Consider the following 14,696-nt stretch of genomic DNA (forward strand, 5'->3'; position numbering starts at 1 on the left):
CCCGCTGAGACCGGACCTGTCAATTGCGTAATCAGGCAGACTGTCGCACCACGCGCTGTGGGGCCCGGCCCGCGCGAGCAATGCGGTCCAAGCCTCGCTCACAGGGCCAACACCGCCTTTCCGTTGGTGATCGCATCAGCATGGGCGGTAAAGGACGTTCCGCCATCCTCGTCATGCAGAACCAGAGGCGGCGCCAGTTCCATCTGTCGGCGGCTTCCCTTGATGCCGGTGACTGCGATGCGGATCGCCGGTTTCGACGGGCGTGGATGAACCGGATAGACAACAACAGCGCCGTAACGGCCCCGCATCGCGTCGAGAATGGCGGCGACGGATTGCGGTCGGGCGATAAGCGAAAGGCCCGCGCCGGGCCGCGCGATGGCGCAAGCGGTCTTGACCCAGCGCTCGAACAGATCCGGCTGCATGACATGCGCACCGGCCTTCGCCGACTTCGGCGTCGTGCGATCCTTCGGATCGTTGAAGGGCGGGTTGGCGATCACCCAGTCGAAATGGTCGCGCGGAAAGCCGGCCTCTTCGCGCGCCTTGCCATCGAGCCCGACATCGGCTTCGACCACCTCGGCGCGCTGCGCAAGGTGGGCATTGCCCTGCAACGTCAATCCGGCGCGCGCGCAATCCGCCATCAAGGGCGCATGTTCATACAGCACCGCCCGCGCCTGGCGGCAGCGATCGAGCACGGAGAAAGCGGCAGCCCCCGCGCCGGCCCCCAGATCCGCCAGAGACCCGGAAAACGCCGCCGGAACGGTGGCCGCCAAAATGGTGGCATCGACACCCGAGCGATGCGCATCCTGTGCCGGCTGGAGGATCCGGAACCCGCCGCGGTGAAACGCGTCGACGGTGGTTTCGACGTCTGCGATTGGCGGCCCGCTCAAGCGGTCAGTTCCTCAGTTCGTTTTCGAGGCCGGCATCGCGGACAATGCGGCGCGCCTGCTCAATGCGGTCGGCCTCGACGAGAATACGGCGCGGGATGATGCCGATCGATCCCTCGACGATGCTCATGTTCTGGTCGGCCACAAGGACGCCGATGCCCGCTTCGCGCATCAGCGTTTCCACGAAGGAAATGGTGACGGGGTTATTGGTGCGCAAAAGCTCTTCCATATGGTTCTGATAGGCGTTAGGCGGTCGGCTCACAAGGCCGCTGTTGACGAAGCTTTGAAGCAGCGTGAACGCTGCGACGATTTCCCCGCTTGCCGGTCATTCACGGAATTTCTAATGTGCAAGAAGTAACAGGAGCTGAGAATAGTGGGCGTCGTCGTAGCACTCGATGAAAACAGGAAGGAAGCTTCCGGCATCGGCAAGCTGGTTTCACTTGTCGGGCCGGGCATGGAGCGGGTCAACGAGTTGATCCTCTCCAAGGCCGGGTCGAATGTCGAGATGATCCCCGAAGTCGCCAATCATCTCATCTCGTCGGGCGGCAAGAGACTGCGGCCGATGATCACGCTCGCCGCCGCCGACATGTTCGGCTACCAGGGCGAAGGCCACGTCAAACTGGCCACCAGCGTCGAATTCATGCACACGGCAACCCTGCTGCACGACGATGTGGTCGACGAAAGCGACCTGCGGCGCAGCAAACCCACAGCGCGGATGATCTGGGGCAACCAGGCCAGCGTACTGGTTGGCGACTTCCTGCTCGGTCAGGCTTTCAAGATGATGGTCGAAGTCGGTTCGCTGGATTCACTGGAAGTGCTGTCCAACGCATCGGCAGTCATCGCCGAGGGCGAAGTGATGCAGCTCTCCGCGGCCAAGAACATGGAAACCACCGAAGACGAGTATCTCGCCGTCATCAAGGCGAAGACAGCCGCACTGTTTTCGGCTGCTGCCGAAGTCGGCCCGATCATCGCGTCAGCGGGCAAGGCGGAACGTGCGGCGCTGCGGTCCTACGGGCTCAATCTCGGCCTGGCGTTCCAACTGGTCGACGACGCGCTCGATTATGGCGGCAACGCTGCCGATCTCGGCAAGAACACCGGCGACGATTTCCGTGAGGGCAAGATCACGCTGCCGGTGGTTCTGTCCTATCGGCGCGGCACGGACGAGGAGCGCGCCTTCTGGCAGTCTGCCCTTGAACGCGGCGAGAACGGCGACGCGGAGCTTGAAAAGGCGCGTGGCCTGATGGTGAAGTATGCGGCGATCGCCGACACGATCCAGCGCGCGCGCCACTTCGGCGAAATCGCACGCGACGCATTGGCGCCGCTGAAACCGACACCGCAAAAAGAAGCGCTTCTGGACGTCGTTGAGTTCTGTATCGCGCGCGTTAGTTGACTACCCTGCGTCCGCGTTGCGCGGCGACCACAAAAAGGCCATTCTCGGCCTGTTCGGCTTTCGGCTTGGTTTTACCGAAGGCAATCACCGGGTGAGACGATGAAACGATACCGTGCTCTTGGCATTGTTGCCGCCACCATGTTCGCAATCGCCGCGCCCGCGCAGGCCGAACGCGACCCCGAGCGCGAATTGGCGCCGGCGCGCACGCTGTCCGGCGCGTTTCTGGCCGCGGAAACCGCGCGGACCGGCAACGATTTCGGTGCCGCGGTCAAATATTATCGCGACGCGCTTCGCTTCGATCCCGAAAATCAGGGCCTTCAGCGCGAACTGCTGATCTCGCTGATCACCAATGGCCAGTTCGCCGATGCGCTGCCGCATGCCGAGGCCTTGAAGAACGTGCCCGAAGTGGAACGGATATCGCGCGTGGCGCTTGGTATCCAGGCTTTGCGAGACCGGCGCTTCCTGCAGGCCGACAGCATGCTGATCCTGGCGTTGGAGAACGACCTCGAACGGCTGCTGACCGGCATCATGCGGGCCTGGGCCAAGCTCGGAGCCGGCGAAACCGACAACGCGCTGGCCGATATCGATGCCCTGGAAGGGCCGGATTGGTACGAGCTGTTTGCCACCTATCACGGCGCACTGATCGCCGACGCCGCGGGCCGCGAGGCGGAGGCGGCGCAACGCTACGAAGCGGGCATCAGCAACAGTACCGGCGGCAGCGCCTCGCCGCAGACCTATCTGCGGCTGGCCGAAGCCTATGCGGGCTTTCTGGCGCGCGAAGGCAAGCCCGAAGAGGCGCTGGAGGCGATTGATTTCGGGCTGGGCCTGGCGCCGTCCAACCCGTCGCTTCTGGCGGTCCAGGCGGATATCGAAAACGCCGCCGGAAAAGCCCTGCGCGTTGCCAGCCCCGCCAAGGGGGCAGCCGAAATCCTCTACAATCTCGGAACGGCGATCAATCGCGACGGCGCGGAGGGTTTTGCAGCACTCTATTTCGAGTTCGCGCGGGCGCTCGACCCGGAAAACGCGGCAATCAACTTCGAACTGGGCGGCATATCCGAACGGCTCTCGTCGCCGGAACGGGCGATTTCCTACTATGACGGCATCTCGCCGAAATCGCCCTACGGCCGTATCGCCCGCCTGCAGAAAGGGTTGAACCTTTCGGACATGGACCGCAACGAGGAAGCCAAGCAGACGCTGCTGGCGGCGATCGACGACAATCCGCAGGAGTATCGCGGCTATCTCGCGCTTGGCGGGGTCTATGCGGGGCTGAAGGAGTACGCGGAAGCCGCCGAACTCTACGAGCGCGCGGTCCGCCATTTCGACAACTCGGATCCGACATACTGGCCGCTTTATTACCGCATGGGCATCGCCTATGAGCGGATCAAGCAGTGGGACAAGGCTGAGCGCGCCTTCAAGCATGCCTTGAAACTGTCGCCCAATCAGGCCGATGTGCTGAACTATCTCGGCTACTCGTGGATCGACATGAACATCAATCTCAACGAAGGTCTCGAGATGATCCGCAAGGCCGTCGATATGCGGCCACGCGATGGCTACATCGTCGATTCCCTCGGTTGGGCGTTCTACCGGCTGGGCCGTTTCGAAGAGGCGGTGACCGAACTGGAGAAGGCGACCGAGTTGCGGCCGCGCGACGCCATCATCAACGATCATCTCGGCGACGCCTATTGGCGTGTCGGACGCAAGCTTGAAGCCACCTATCAGTGGGCGCAGGCGCTCGATATGGAGATCGAGCCGGAGGAAGCGACCAAGATCGAAGCCAAGCTGCAGGCCAGCAACACGCCGGGCGAACGGCCACAGATCGCGGTCAGCCGTATCGACGAGGCCGTTTCCGGCAAGACCGCGGCATCGCCGGACACGGACAGCGACGGCTGACGCCCTTGGCGGACGGGAAAGGACCATGCCCCGCTGGTACGAGGCCAATGCAAAGCTCAACCTTGCGCTTCATGTCACCGGACAGCGTTCAGACGGCTATCACCTGATCGAGACCATTGCGGTCTTCGCCGAGCATGGCGACCGCATTCTGGTCGCCGATTCGGAACGCGACAAACTATCGATCTCCGGACCCGAAGCCGCCGACCTGGAGGGCGAAGACCCGGCGCGTAATCTCGTTGTCAAGGCGCGCGACTTCATGCGGGACATGCTCAAGGAAAACGGCATAAAAGCTCCGCCGGTCGCTATTTCGCTTGAGAAATACCTGCCCGCCGGCTCCGGTATCGGCGGCGGATCGGCGGACGCCGCGGCGACGATCCGCGCGCTTGTCGATCACTGGGATTACGGTGGCGCGGCCGACGTCATCCGCGACCGGTCGGTCGAGATCGGCGCGGATCTGCCGATGTGCATGGAAAACCGCCCGCTCTTCGCATCCGGTATCGGCGAATCGATCAAGCCGCTCGAGACCATCCCTGGCATGGCCATGCTGCTGGTCAATCCGCGCCAGCGGGTCGCGACACCGCGCGTGTTCGGCGCGCTGGAGAACCGTGCCAATCCTTCGATCGGCGATATCGGGCGCGAAAACCTGAAATCGGCGGCCGATTGGGTCGACTGGCTTTCTGAGCGAACGCGAAACGACCTGGAGGCCGCGGCCGCTGGCATTGCCCCGCCGATTACCCGCTGCCTGAATGCCGTCGCTGAGAGCGGCGCGCGACTGGCGCGCATGTCGGGGTCCGGTGCCACGTGTTTCGGCGTCTATGACAGTCCGGCGGCTGCACGCGAAGCGGCGGCGATGCTGGCGCACGATCATCCGGACTGGTGGATCACCGCAACCGCGAGCCACCCCTCCCCTGAACTGGAAGCATCCCACAATGAGCAGACTTGACGAAGCCCGCCCCTTCATCCCGGTCCGCATTGCGGTCTTGACCGTTTCCGATACGCGCTCGCTTGAAGAGGATCGCTCCGGCGGCACGCTGGTGACGCGCCTGGAAGAAGCGGGGCACACGCTGGCCGACCGGGCGATCGTCACCGATGATGCCGACAGAATCGCGCAGATCGTGAGCAACTGGGCGGCGCGCGACGACATCGAAGTGATCATCACAACGGGCGGCACCGGGTTTACTGGGCGCGATGTCACACCCGAGGCGATCGAACCGCTGTTCGAGAAGCGGATGGACGGCTTTTCGGCCGTGTTCCACCGGCTGTCGCAGGACAAGATCGGCACCTCGACCATCCAGTCGCGCGCCACGGCGGGGCTGGTCCACCAAACCTTCGTCTTCATCCTCCCCGGCTCGCCCGGCGCCTGCAAAGACGCGTGGGACGGCGTTCTCAAGGCGCAGCTCGACTACAGGCATATGCCCTGCAACTTCGTGGAGATCATGCCCCGGCTCGATGAGCACCTGAAACGCGGCGGCGGCAAGTCAGCCTGAACAGGCCCGGAGGGCGTGCAGCTAGTTTGCAGGCGCGTCGATCTGAGCAACCAGCTTGCGAAGCGGCAATGTCCGCGCCAGCGCATCGATTGACCGCGCATCCGGCGGCAGATTTGCCAAAGCCTGCGCGCGGGAGATGAGAACTCCGCCAGCCAATGGCCGTTGCCGAAGTTCGCCGATGCGAAACAAACGCGACAGCCAGTTGCCTGCGGGCTTGCGGCGAAAACGGGCCGCTGATGCGTCGGGCCTTAATGCGTGCTCAATTGCAGCATCGCACCAACCGGGCAGCAATCGCGCGCCGGGCTCTAACGCGACAATCCACTCGCCGCGCGCCGTCTCCGCCAGCTGTCTTGCAGCACCTGCGCCAGCGTCCAACAAGCGGCAGCCGGAGCCCTCGGCGACATCCCGCGTGGAATCGGTCGATTGATCATCGACGATCACGACTTCCAGTACATGACCTTCCACAGCGTCATGCACCAAAGGCGCCAATGAGCGGGCGAGCGCGGGCGCGTCGTTGCAGGTGAAGAAGACGAAGGTGAACATTGAACCCCAAAAAGTTGCCGTCTGCCTACCAAAGCGTTGCCAGAATGCAAGTCATGCCATTTTGTTCTTGCTATGTTCCGCTTTTTCGAATAGGAAAATAGTCATCGGAAACAGCGATTCCCCAGCCAACGGAAACGGCGATTCCCCAACCGATGGAGGCAGCGATGGAAGCGATTTCAAGGGCAGACGCAGCGGCATTCGCGGGGTCGGCTGAGACCGCGGCAGAGACCGCAAATCATGTGATCGGCCGGGCCGGGTTGCGTGACGCCGGCCACCGGGCGCGCGGCCGGGCGAGCGCCGTCAATCCGTCGGGACGCTACGAAGCGCTGGCGCGTGCGGTTTTCGACGATGGCTGGAACTCGCTGGAGGACCTGCCGCCCTTCAAGACAGAGGTGCAGACCGAACAAGCCCGCAAGATCATCACGCGCAACACATCGCCCGACATCTCGTTCGACCGGTCGATCAATCCCTATCGCGGCTGCGAGCACGGCTGCATCTACTGTTTCGCCCGGCCGACACATGCCTATATGGGGTTGTCTGCGGGGATCGATTTCGAGGCCAAGCTGTTTGCCAAGCCGGATGCCGCCAAGCTTCTGGAGAGGGAGATCACCAAGCCCGGCTACGAAGCGCGGACAATCGCAATCGGCACGAATACCGATCCCTATCAGCCGATCGAGCGCGACTGGAAGCTGATGCGCGGCATCCTGGAGGTTCTGGAACACCACAACCATCCGGTCGGAATCGTCACCAAGTCGCATCTGGTGACGCGCGACGCCGACATCTTGTCACGCATGGCGGAGAAGGGGCTCGCCAAGGTGGCGATTTCGGTGACAACCATGGACAGGACACTGGCCCGGACGATGGAGCCGCGGGCGTCGACGCCGACCAAGCGGCTCGAGGCGATCCGCATCCTGTCGGACAGCGGAATTCCCACCGCCGCCATGGTCGCGCCTATCGTGCCCGGTCTCAACGACCACGAAATCGAGAAGATCCTGGACGCAGTGCATGGCATGGGCGCGCGCGAAGCCGGCTATATCCTGCTGCGGCTGCCGCTTGAGGTGGCGCCAGTCTTCAAGGAGTGGCTGCTGCGCCACTATCCGGAGCGCTACCGGCACGTCCTGTCGCTGATCCGCTCGATGCGCGGCGGCAAGGACTACGACGCCGACTGGGGCCGACGGATGCGCGGAACCGGGCCGTATGCCTGGCAGATCGCGCGGCGTTTCGAACTCGCTTCCAAGCGGCTCGGGCTGAACCGGCGCAAGCTGCAACTGCGGACGGACCTGTTTACGCCTCCGGCTCCGGAGAGCGAACAGCTCAGTCTGCTCTGATACCGGTCGGCGGGCCGCCGTCCCCCCCCTCCATCCCCGGCCCGCCACCGGCACGATCCCGACCTGCACCCGCCGCAAGCGCCCCCCCGTTTGTTGTGCATGTCGGGATCCCCGCCCGGGAATCGGGAGTGCGCAGCTTTAAAGCGTGGTATGTCCCCCAGCATGACCACCGCCCAATCCGCGCCTCCCGGTTCCCGACTTCACGCCACTGCCACCGACACCGCCGGTCTGCCGGATTTCAGCTTCGAGGAGCGATTCTGGCAGAACGGCCATGCACGCATCGCCGGCGTGGACGAGGCCGGGCGCGGGCCGCTTGCCGGCCCTGTCGTCGCCGCGGCAGTGATCCTCGAACCGGGATTTTGCGCGGACGGGCTGAACGACTCCAAGAAGCTGACCGCCAAGGCGCGCAACCGGCTCTATGAAGCGATCTTGGCTTCGGCAACCGCCGTGTCGGTCGCCAGCCTGTGCGCACAGTCGATCGACGCCAGCGACATACGCAAGGCGTCGCTGGCCGCGATGCGCAATGCGGTGCAGGCCCTGTCGCCACAGGCCGACAGCGCCCTGATAGACGGTCGGGATATTCCGCCCGGTCTTCACCTGGCCGCGACGCCGCTTGCAATCGTCAAAGGCGATGGCCGGTCGCTGTCGATTGCCGCTGCTTCCATTGTCGCCAAGGTCACACGCGACCGTATGATGCAGGCACTCTCAGTGCGCTTGCCCGACTACGGCTTCGAGCGGCACATGGGATACGGAAGCAAGCTCCATCGCGACGCCATTGCCCGCGCCGGCGGTGCGCAACGCGTGCACCGCTTTTCCTTCCGGCCCTTGAAAGACCAATGAAAAAAGGCCGGGCGCTTGGCGCGTCCGGCCTCTTGAAATCCCTGTCGCGACGCGATCAGTTCATGCGCGCCTTGACCTCTTCGAGCGATTTCTTGAACAGGTCGGTCGCGGCTTTGCCGGAGACCTTGTCACCCAGGATCTGCGTTGCGGCGGCAAGCCCAAGATCGACGGCGGAACCGCGCACTTCATCCAAAGCTTCCGCCTCGGCCTGAGCGATCTTGTTTTCGGCGATCGCGGTGCGACGCGCAACATATTCGGCGGTCTTCTCGCGCGCCTCAGCTGTGATCGTCTCGGCTTCGCGCTTCGCGGCGTCGACGATGTTGGCGGCTTCCTTCTCCGCCTCGGTCCGCTTCTTTTGGTATTCGGCCAGCAGTGCCTGAGCTTCCTCGCGCAGCTTGCGTGCCTCTTCCAGTTCGCCGCGGATACGGTCGGCGCGGTCGTCCAGCGACTTCGTGATCATCCCCGGGACCTTGAAGTACACGAGGATGCCAATGAAAATCACCAGCGATACAAGGGCCCAAAATGATGCATCAAACATAGTCAGTCCCTCAGTTGCCTGCCGACTTCAGGGCGCCATCGATCTGCGCCTTGGTGACGGTGCCGCCGATCAACTGCTTGACCACGGCTTCCGCGGTTTCGGCGGCGATCGCACCGACATCAGCCATCGCGGTGTCGCGAATCGACTTGATCCGGGTTTCGGCCTCGGCCAGCTTGTCGGCGAGTTCCGCTTCGACCTTCTGGCGTTCCGTTTCGGCCGCCGACTTGGCAGCGTCACGCGCCTTGTTGCCGATGTCGTTCGCCGTTGCCTTGGCCTGGGCCAGTTCCTGCTCGTAGGCAGCGAACGCGGCGTCGGCCTCGGACTTCAGCTCATGGGCCCGGTCGAGATCCTGGGCGATGCGATCCTGCCGCGTCTCCAGAATGTTGCCCAGACGCGGGACGATGACCCGCGACATGAACCAGTAGAGAAAGCCGAACGTCAGCAGCAGCCAGAAAAGCTGCGAAGCGAAGGTCGAGGTATCGAATGGCGGAAACGATCCGCCGTGCTCCCCGCCATGCTCGGCGGCATGGGCTGCACCATGTGCGGCGGTTTCGGCACCCGCAGCCAGTGCTTCGATTACAAACATGGGCGTCCCTCAGACGGCGCTTGCGCGGCCGAAGCCGCGCTTGTCCATGACGGATGCCGGCCGCAGAGCGGCCGGACCGGTCGGCCGGATGCGATCAGACTGCGAAGAGCAGCAGAAGCGCGACGAGGAGCGAAAAGATGCCCAGAGCTTCCGTGACGGCGAAGCCGAAGATCAGGCGGCCGAACTGACCGTCGGCAGCCGACGGGTTGCGCAGCGCGCCAGCGAGGTAGTTGCCAAAGATGGTGCCGAGGCCGATGCCTGCGCCACCCATGCCGAGGCATGCGATACCTGCACCGATGAACTTTGCTGCTTCCGCTTCCATGATGAACTCCTTTGGATGAATTTGCGGGTCTTTTGTGGCGTTGAAGCGCCGATTAACGGATCAGTGGCTCGGGTGCAATGCATCGTTGAGATACATGCATGTCAGAACCGCGAACACATAGGCCTGGAGGAATGCCACCAGGAATTCGAGGCCGGTCAGGGCGACCGTCATGAACAGCGGCAGGATCGCTCCGCCGATGCCGACCGCGCCCATGGCGGAAAGCGAGACGACAAAGCCCGCGAACACCTTGAGTGTGATGTGACCGGCCAGCATGTTTGCGAACAGACGAACCGAAAGACTGATCGGGCGCGACAGGAACGAAATCACCTCGATCATCACGACCAAAGGCACCAGAAGTCCGGGAACGCCATCGGGTACGAAAAGCCCGAGGAATTTCAAGCCGTGCTTCATGAAGCCGTAGATCACGACCGTTCCAATCACCAGCATCGCCAGCGCGAAGGTCACGATGATGTGCGACGTCACGGTGAAGAAGTAGGGGAACATGCCGAACAGGTTGGCCACCAGCACGAACATGAACAATGAGAACACCAGCGGGAAGAACCGCATACCCTGCGATCCCGCCGCGTCTCTTAGCATCGAGGCCACGAACTCGTAGGACAGCTCCGAAATCGACTGCAACCGGCCCGGTACCAGGCCGCGATTGGCGGTCGTCAGATAGAGGAACCCGCTCGTTGCCGCCACCGTCAACACCATGAAAAGCGAGGAGTTGGTGAACGACAGATCGAGACCGGCGACGTTCTCGATCGGAATGATGGGGTTGATGTGGAACTGGTGGATCGGATCGTTTGCCACCGGGTACCTCTCAATGCTGCGCTGGCGCGCTTATTCCTCTTTACTGTCCGGCGCAATGCCGGACCGCGATCGGTTTTCCGGCTCCGCGACAACGCCGACGGACCGAAGGACATTCAATACGCCGGCGGCAAAACCGAGGAGCAGAAAAACAATCATGCCCCACGGCGTCGTGCCAACGATGCGGTCAAGCAGATAACCGATACCCGCTCCGACAAGCACGCCGGCGACAAACTCGCTCGACAGCTTGAGGGCGTTGGCGACCCCGGTTGCGCCACCCGCATTGCGATCTTTCGGTTCCGGCTCGGCAACACCGCGACGGGCGGCAAGCGCCTCGTCCAGCGACTTCCGCCGGCTCTCCAGATCGTCGACTTCTCGGGAGCTTCCGCCTTGTTTCGGACCAACCTGCCCGCCAGGCGATCCCGGCGCATCATTCTGTGCCATGGGCCTGCACGGGTACGATCATCGAAACTACGGGGACCCCTTTGAAGTCGCGCGCAACATAGTTTCGGCACCCATGCTAGTCAAGGCGCGTCGACGCCTTGGCATGCTCCATTTTTATTGATCTATTTCAATAACTTAAAGAGCGGATCGCAATTCGCATCGCCGATTTTCGACTTTAGTCAAGCGCCCGGCGGTGCGACTCCCGTCGTCAGCTCCATCCGCCCCCATAGGTGCGGTAGAAAATGTGCAGGCCGATGCGGGTCTTGCGCTGCATCGAACGGGCCCAGCGCGGACGAACGTAAACGGCGTGATAATGCGTCGACGAACCGACCTCGTCGAGCCAGATTTTACCGGCGGTGACAGCCATGGACACGTCCTTGGCGATCTTCCAGTGGCGCTTGGAGCCAATGCGATCGCGGATGCCGTCGCAGGCAAACGAGAACTGGCAGCGGTTGCGCCAGTGATCGTTCTGGTAAACGACGCCGCAAATGGTGTCGGGAAAGTGCGGATTGCGGACGCGGTTGAGAATCACTTGCGCCACCGCGGCCTGGCCCTTTACGCGCTCGCCGCGGGCCTCGAAATAGATCCCCTCCGCCAGGCATTTCTGCTCCTTGTCGGTGAAGACAACGGCGGGAAGCGGGTCGCGGGCCCAGGGATGGTCCTTGCGCGATACCGGCGGAATGAAACGGCCCTCATCCGGCGCTTCAGGCGTCTTCAGCAGGCTCTGAAAAGGCGAACGCTCCGCGAAACCCGGTTTCGGCGGAGCGTAGGCAGTGGCCAGCGAGTCGGCCTTGTTGCTGGTCACAAGGTCCGCCAGCATCGCCGGCACCCGTGACGCCTTTTCGACCGGGGTGCGGGCGTGAAAGGCGGTTGCGATCTGGATTTCCTCGCCGCCGATCTCCGGGCGGGCAAAGGCCATCAACGGGCCGTCATTTTCATGCGGCTGGAGAACGGAGCTTTGTCGTTCGAGGACTGAGCCGGCCGAGAAACCCTTCGGCGGCGCGGCCGGCGTGACGGCGACAATGCGGCCCTGCTTCTCGGCGCGATTGACACGGTCCTCGTCTGGCGTGGCGGCGCGGGGTGCGGATTTCGGGGTCAAGACAACGCGGCCGACACCCGGCGCATCAATGCCGGAGGACGCGACCGAGCCGGTGGCGATGCGGTCGAGACCGAAGCTGACTTCGGCCTTGTGGACCGAGCCGGCGGCGGCGGTCACCAGATAGGTGTTCCAACTCTCGGCCTTGGTGTGTTCGCCGATCAACAGGCCGGAAACGTCCTGCAAGGCGACTGTGGTCGGATTTGATAGAATGAAAGCGGCGGATAGAAACGAAGGACCGGCGATACGCGACACAAACCGGTGGCCAAAGCAAAACGTCATGACACCCACAATACCACTCCGATGGATACGCCTACTCGACACATCCCGCGAGAATGGCGGATTAACCTTGATACCCGGTTAATGGCCGAAAAACCGTGGCCAAAGCGCGGGTATCCGGTTAACGCCGCTTGCGCGCGCGGCCGGCGAAAGGATTGTCGCCGGCCCGTGTCAGCATGCGTATCGGAACGCCTGGCAGGTCGAAATCCTGCCGGAGAGTGTTCGTGAGATACCGTAAATATGACGCCGGAATGGCGTCCGGACGCGAGCAGGACAATACGAACGCGGGCGGACGCATTTTTATTTGCGTTATGTATTTTATTTTGATCCGGCGGCCTGCCACGGCCGGCGGCGGATGCTGCTGGACGGCCGCATCGAGCCAGCGATTGAGGCGGCCGGTGGAGATGCGCCGGTTCCAGACCTCGTGAGTGCTGACAATCTCTTCGAGCAGCTTGTCGAGGCCCTTGCCCGTCTGGGCCGAAACCGGCACGGCGCGCAGCCCGCGCACCTGCGGCAGCAAGCGCTCGGTCTTCTCGCGCAAATCGGCCAGCGTTTCCTGCCGGTTCTCGATCATGTCCCATTTGTTGAAGGCAATGACCGGCGCCCGCCCCTCGCGGATGATCAGGTCGGCGATCTGCAGATCCTGCTTCTCGAAGGGAATCTGCGAATCGAGCAGGATAACCACCACCTCGGCGAAGCGGATGGCGCGCAGCGCGTCGCCGACGGAGAGCTTCTCCAGCTTCTCCTGCACGCGCGACTTGCGGCGCAAACCGGCCGTATCGAACAGCTTGATCTGGCGGCCGCGCCATTCCCAGTCGACGGAGATGCTGTCGCGGGTGATGCCGGCCTCGGGGCCGGTCAGCAGGCGATCCTCGCCGACCAGCCTGTTGATCAGCGTCGACTTGCCGGCATTGGGCCGTCCGACAATGGCGATCCTGAGCGGCTTGGTCGCGTCATAGGCAGGAATGTCCTCGTCGTCGACGTCCGCATCGTCGATGTCATCGCCGACCAACCCGTCCGGCGCGGTCTCGATTTCTTCCTCGAGATGATGGGCAAACGCCCGCTCCTCGCCGATTGCCTCGACGAGGCCGTCGCGCAGATCGGCAAGGCCAAGGCCGTGCTCGGCGGAAATGCCGCAGGGCTCGCCAAGCCCGAGCGCATAGGCATCGAGCACCCCGCCCTCGGCGTCTTTGGCTTCCGCCTTGTTGGCGACCAGCACGACCGGCTTGCCGGATTTGCGCAGGATACCGGCGAACACCTCGTCGGCGGGCGTGGTGCCGCTCTTGGCGTCGATCACGAACAGCGTGACATCGGCATCCTCGATGGCGCGCAGCGTCTGCGCGCGCATGCGCCCCTGCAGGGTCTCGGCCTGGCCTTCCTCCAGCCCGGCGGTGTCGATGACGTCGAATTTGAGGTCGTAAAGCTTGGCCGGATGCAGGCGGCGGTCGCGCGTCACGCCCGGCGTGTCGTCGACCAGCGCCAGCTTGCGGCCGGCGAGCCGGTTGAACAGCGTCGACTTGCCGACATTCGGACGCCCGACGATGGCGACGGTGAAGGTCACCCCTCGGCAACCCCGCCGGAGGCGGTGATCAGCTCGAGCATCATCGAAGCCCGCTGCACGATGTTGCGCGGCGCGGCGGTATCGTCGACGATCTGCTGGAACAGGATACGCGCGTCGGAGAGCCGGCCTTCCTTCCAGGCCGCAAGACCGAGCACCTCGCGCGCGGAATGGCGCACGGGATTGTTGTCGGCGGCAAGCGGCTCGGCACGCTGGGCGACATCGGCACGTCCGCCGGTGTCGAGCAGGATATAGGCGGCGCGCAGGCGCGCCATATCGCGGATCACATCGGGCGCCGATGTCTCGGCGGCGACGGCGTCGAAGGCGGCGACCGCGCCATCCGCATCGCCCTGCTGTTGCAGCAATGTCGCCGCGCGCATGCGGGCCAGCACCGGATAGGCGCCATGGCCTTCCCGCTCAAGCGCCTGCAAGGCCGACAGCGCGGCCTCGGTGTCGCCTTCGCGCGCATCGTTCAACGCGGCCAGGAAGCGGTCGCCCGACGCAGAGGCACGGTTTTGCGTGTAGTAGTTGTAGCCCTGGTATCCGGCGGTCACCAGCACGACCGCCACCGCCGCCGCGATGATCAGGATGCCGAAGCGCTCCCAGAGATTTCTCAACCGGTCGGACCGGAGCTCTTCCTCGACCTCGCGAATGAAACTGTCGTCGGACATGAATGTCGCCGCTTATCCGTTGTTATCCCG

Annotated in this window: 17 protein-coding genes; 6 read left to right on the forward strand and 11 right to left on the reverse strand. The window is 63.6% G+C overall.

Annotation, left to right across the window (positions count from 1 at the left end):
* Positions 1-98: 98 nt before the first annotated feature.
* Together ACO06R_RS17950 and ACO06R_RS17955 are read right to left on the reverse strand one after the other, a co-directional pair.
* A complete protein-coding gene (locus tag ACO06R_RS17950; RefSeq protein ID WP_421853257.1) occupies positions 99-887 on the reverse strand; it encodes a tRNA1(Val) (adenine(37)-N6)-methyltransferase in 789 nt (262 codons plus the stop codon).
* A gap of 4 nt (positions 888-891) precedes the next feature.
* Positions 892-1,113, reverse strand: coding sequence for a DUF2007 domain-containing protein (locus tag ACO06R_RS17955; RefSeq protein ID WP_421853260.1), 222 nt, complete (start codon positions 1,111-1,113; stop codon positions 892-894).
* Between the two features lie 144 nt (positions 1,114-1,257).
* Between ACO06R_RS17955 and ACO06R_RS17960 the strand changes: the two genes are divergently transcribed.
* The 4 genes from ACO06R_RS17960 (at position 1,258) to moaB (ending at position 5,651) form a co-directional block, all read left to right on the forward strand.
* On the forward strand, positions 1,258-2,274 hold the full coding sequence (locus ACO06R_RS17960) for a polyprenyl synthetase family protein (RefSeq protein ID WP_421853263.1): 1,017 nt from the start codon (positions 1,258-1,260) through the stop codon (positions 2,272-2,274).
* 99 nt (positions 2,275-2,373) lie between these two features.
* Positions 2,374-4,164 (forward strand): tetratricopeptide repeat protein, encoded by a 1,791-nt coding sequence (locus ACO06R_RS17965; protein ID WP_421853266.1) that lies wholly within the window; start codon positions 2,374-2,376, stop codon positions 4,162-4,164.
* A 25-nt stretch (positions 4,165-4,189) separates the two neighbouring features.
* Positions 4,190-5,107, forward strand: a complete 918-nt coding sequence (locus ACO06R_RS17970) for a 4-(cytidine 5'-diphospho)-2-C-methyl-D-erythritol kinase (protein ID WP_421853269.1) — start codon at positions 4,190-4,192, stop codon at positions 5,105-5,107.
* Positions 5,094-5,651: a molybdenum cofactor biosynthesis protein B gene (moaB, locus tag ACO06R_RS17975; RefSeq protein ID WP_421853272.1), complete on the forward strand. Its 558-nt coding sequence runs from the start codon at positions 5,094-5,096 to the stop codon at positions 5,649-5,651. Before ACO06R_RS17970 ends, moaB begins: the two co-directional genes overlap by 14 nt.
* 21 nt (positions 5,652-5,672) lie before the next feature.
* Here moaB and ACO06R_RS17980 read toward each other — a convergent pair whose 3' ends face one another.
* The gene (locus tag ACO06R_RS17980; RefSeq protein WP_421853275.1) at positions 5,673-6,194 is read right to left on the reverse strand and encodes a glycosyltransferase; all 522 of its coding nucleotides are present in this window, start codon (positions 6,192-6,194) and stop codon (positions 5,673-5,675) included.
* A 164-nt stretch (positions 6,195-6,358) separates the two neighbouring features.
* Here ACO06R_RS17980 and ACO06R_RS17985 point away from each other — a divergent pair, with 164 nt between their 5' ends.
* Positions 6,359-7,522: a PA0069 family radical SAM protein gene (locus ACO06R_RS17985; protein WP_421853278.1), complete on the forward strand. Its 1,164-nt coding sequence runs from the start codon at positions 6,359-6,361 to the stop codon at positions 7,520-7,522.
* A 162-nt stretch (positions 7,523-7,684) separates the two neighbouring features.
* Complete coding sequence (locus tag ACO06R_RS17990; protein ID WP_421853281.1) at positions 7,685-8,362, forward strand: ribonuclease HII; 678 nt, start codon at positions 7,685-7,687, stop codon at positions 8,360-8,362.
* Between the two features lie 55 nt (positions 8,363-8,417).
* Here ACO06R_RS17990 and ACO06R_RS17995 read toward each other — a convergent pair whose 3' ends face one another.
* The 8 genes from ACO06R_RS17995 to ACO06R_RS18030 all read right to left on the reverse strand — a co-directional run bounded on the left by ACO06R_RS17995 (position 8,418) and on the right by ACO06R_RS18030 (position 14,666).
* Entirely contained in the window at positions 8,418-8,900 is a 483-nt protein-coding gene (locus ACO06R_RS17995) for a F0F1 ATP synthase subunit B (RefSeq protein WP_421853284.1), read from the reverse strand.
* Between the two features lie 10 nt (positions 8,901-8,910).
* On the reverse strand, positions 8,911-9,486 hold the full coding sequence (locus ACO06R_RS18000) for a F0F1 ATP synthase subunit B (RefSeq protein ID WP_421853287.1): 576 nt from the start codon (positions 9,484-9,486) through the stop codon (positions 8,911-8,913).
* A 94-nt stretch (positions 9,487-9,580) separates the two neighbouring features.
* Entirely contained in the window at positions 9,581-9,808 is a 228-nt protein-coding gene (locus tag ACO06R_RS18005; protein WP_421853290.1) for a F0F1 ATP synthase subunit C, read from the reverse strand.
* Positions 9,809-9,868: 60 nt separating this feature from the next.
* A complete protein-coding gene (locus tag ACO06R_RS18010; protein WP_421853293.1) occupies positions 9,869-10,621 on the reverse strand; it encodes a F0F1 ATP synthase subunit A in 753 nt (250 codons plus the stop codon).
* A gap of 30 nt (positions 10,622-10,651) precedes the next feature.
* Positions 10,652-11,062, reverse strand: coding sequence for an AtpZ/AtpI family protein (locus ACO06R_RS18015; RefSeq protein WP_421853295.1), 411 nt, complete (start codon positions 11,060-11,062; stop codon positions 10,652-10,654).
* Positions 11,063-11,270: 208 nt separating this feature from the next.
* Positions 11,271-12,440: a cell wall hydrolase gene (locus ACO06R_RS18020; protein WP_421853298.1), complete on the reverse strand. Its 1,170-nt coding sequence runs from the start codon at positions 12,438-12,440 to the stop codon at positions 11,271-11,273.
* A 118-nt stretch (positions 12,441-12,558) separates the two neighbouring features.
* Positions 12,559-13,998, reverse strand: a complete 1,440-nt coding sequence (der, locus tag ACO06R_RS18025) for a ribosome biogenesis GTPase Der (protein WP_421853301.1) — start codon at positions 13,996-13,998, stop codon at positions 12,559-12,561.
* The gene (locus tag ACO06R_RS18030; protein WP_421853304.1) at positions 13,995-14,666 is read right to left on the reverse strand and encodes a tetratricopeptide repeat protein; all 672 of its coding nucleotides are present in this window, start codon (positions 14,664-14,666) and stop codon (positions 13,995-13,997) included. Before ACO06R_RS18030 ends, der begins: the two co-directional genes overlap by 4 nt.
* Positions 14,667-14,696: the final 30 nt, after the last annotated feature.

It is taken from the genome of Oricola sp., assembly GCF_965230365.1.
Taxonomy (GTDB): domain Bacteria; phylum Pseudomonadota; class Alphaproteobacteria; order Rhizobiales; family Rhizobiaceae; genus Oricola.

What these genes read in the sequence shown, in the direction of transcription:
- ACO06R_RS17955 (WP_421853260.1), bottom strand. Translation starts at nt 1,113, where the DNA reads ATGGAAGAGCTTTTGCGCACCAATAACCCCGTCACCATTTCCTTCGTG.
- ACO06R_RS17965 (WP_421853266.1), top strand. Translation starts at nt 2,374, where the DNA reads ATGAAACGATACCGTGCTCTTGGCATTGTTGCCGCCACCATGTTCGCA.
- ACO06R_RS17970 (WP_421853269.1), top strand. Translation starts at nt 4,190, where the DNA reads ATGCCCCGCTGGTACGAGGCCAATGCAAAGCTCAACCTTGCGCTTCAT.
- moaB (WP_421853272.1), top strand. Translation starts at nt 5,094, where the DNA reads ATGAGCAGACTTGACGAAGCCCGCCCCTTCATCCCGGTCCGCATTGCG.
- ACO06R_RS17980 (WP_421853275.1), bottom strand. Translation starts at nt 6,194, where the DNA reads ATGTTCACCTTCGTCTTCTTCACCTGCAACGACGCGCCCGCGCTCGCC.
- ACO06R_RS17985 (WP_421853278.1), top strand. Translation starts at nt 6,359, where the DNA reads ATGGAAGCGATTTCAAGGGCAGACGCAGCGGCATTCGCGGGGTCGGCT.
- ACO06R_RS17990 (WP_421853281.1), top strand. Translation starts at nt 7,685, where the DNA reads ATGACCACCGCCCAATCCGCGCCTCCCGGTTCCCGACTTCACGCCACT.
- ACO06R_RS17995 (WP_421853284.1), bottom strand. Translation starts at nt 8,900, where the DNA reads ATGTTTGATGCATCATTTTGGGCCCTTGTATCGCTGGTGATTTTCATT.
- ACO06R_RS18000 (WP_421853287.1), bottom strand. Translation starts at nt 9,486, where the DNA reads ATGTTTGTAATCGAAGCACTGGCTGCGGGTGCCGAAACCGCCGCACAT.
- ACO06R_RS18005 (WP_421853290.1), bottom strand. Translation starts at nt 9,808, where the DNA reads ATGGAAGCGGAAGCAGCAAAGTTCATCGGTGCAGGTATCGCATGCCTC.
- ACO06R_RS18015 (WP_421853295.1), bottom strand. Translation starts at nt 11,062, where the DNA reads ATGGCACAGAATGATGCGCCGGGATCGCCTGGCGGGCAGGTTGGTCCG.
- ACO06R_RS18020 (WP_421853298.1), bottom strand. Translation starts at nt 12,440, where the DNA reads ATGACGTTTTGCTTTGGCCACCGGTTTGTGTCGCGTATCGCCGGTCCT.
- ACO06R_RS18030 (WP_421853304.1), bottom strand. Translation starts at nt 14,666, where the DNA reads ATGTCCGACGACAGTTTCATTCGCGAGGTCGAGGAAGAGCTCCGGTCC.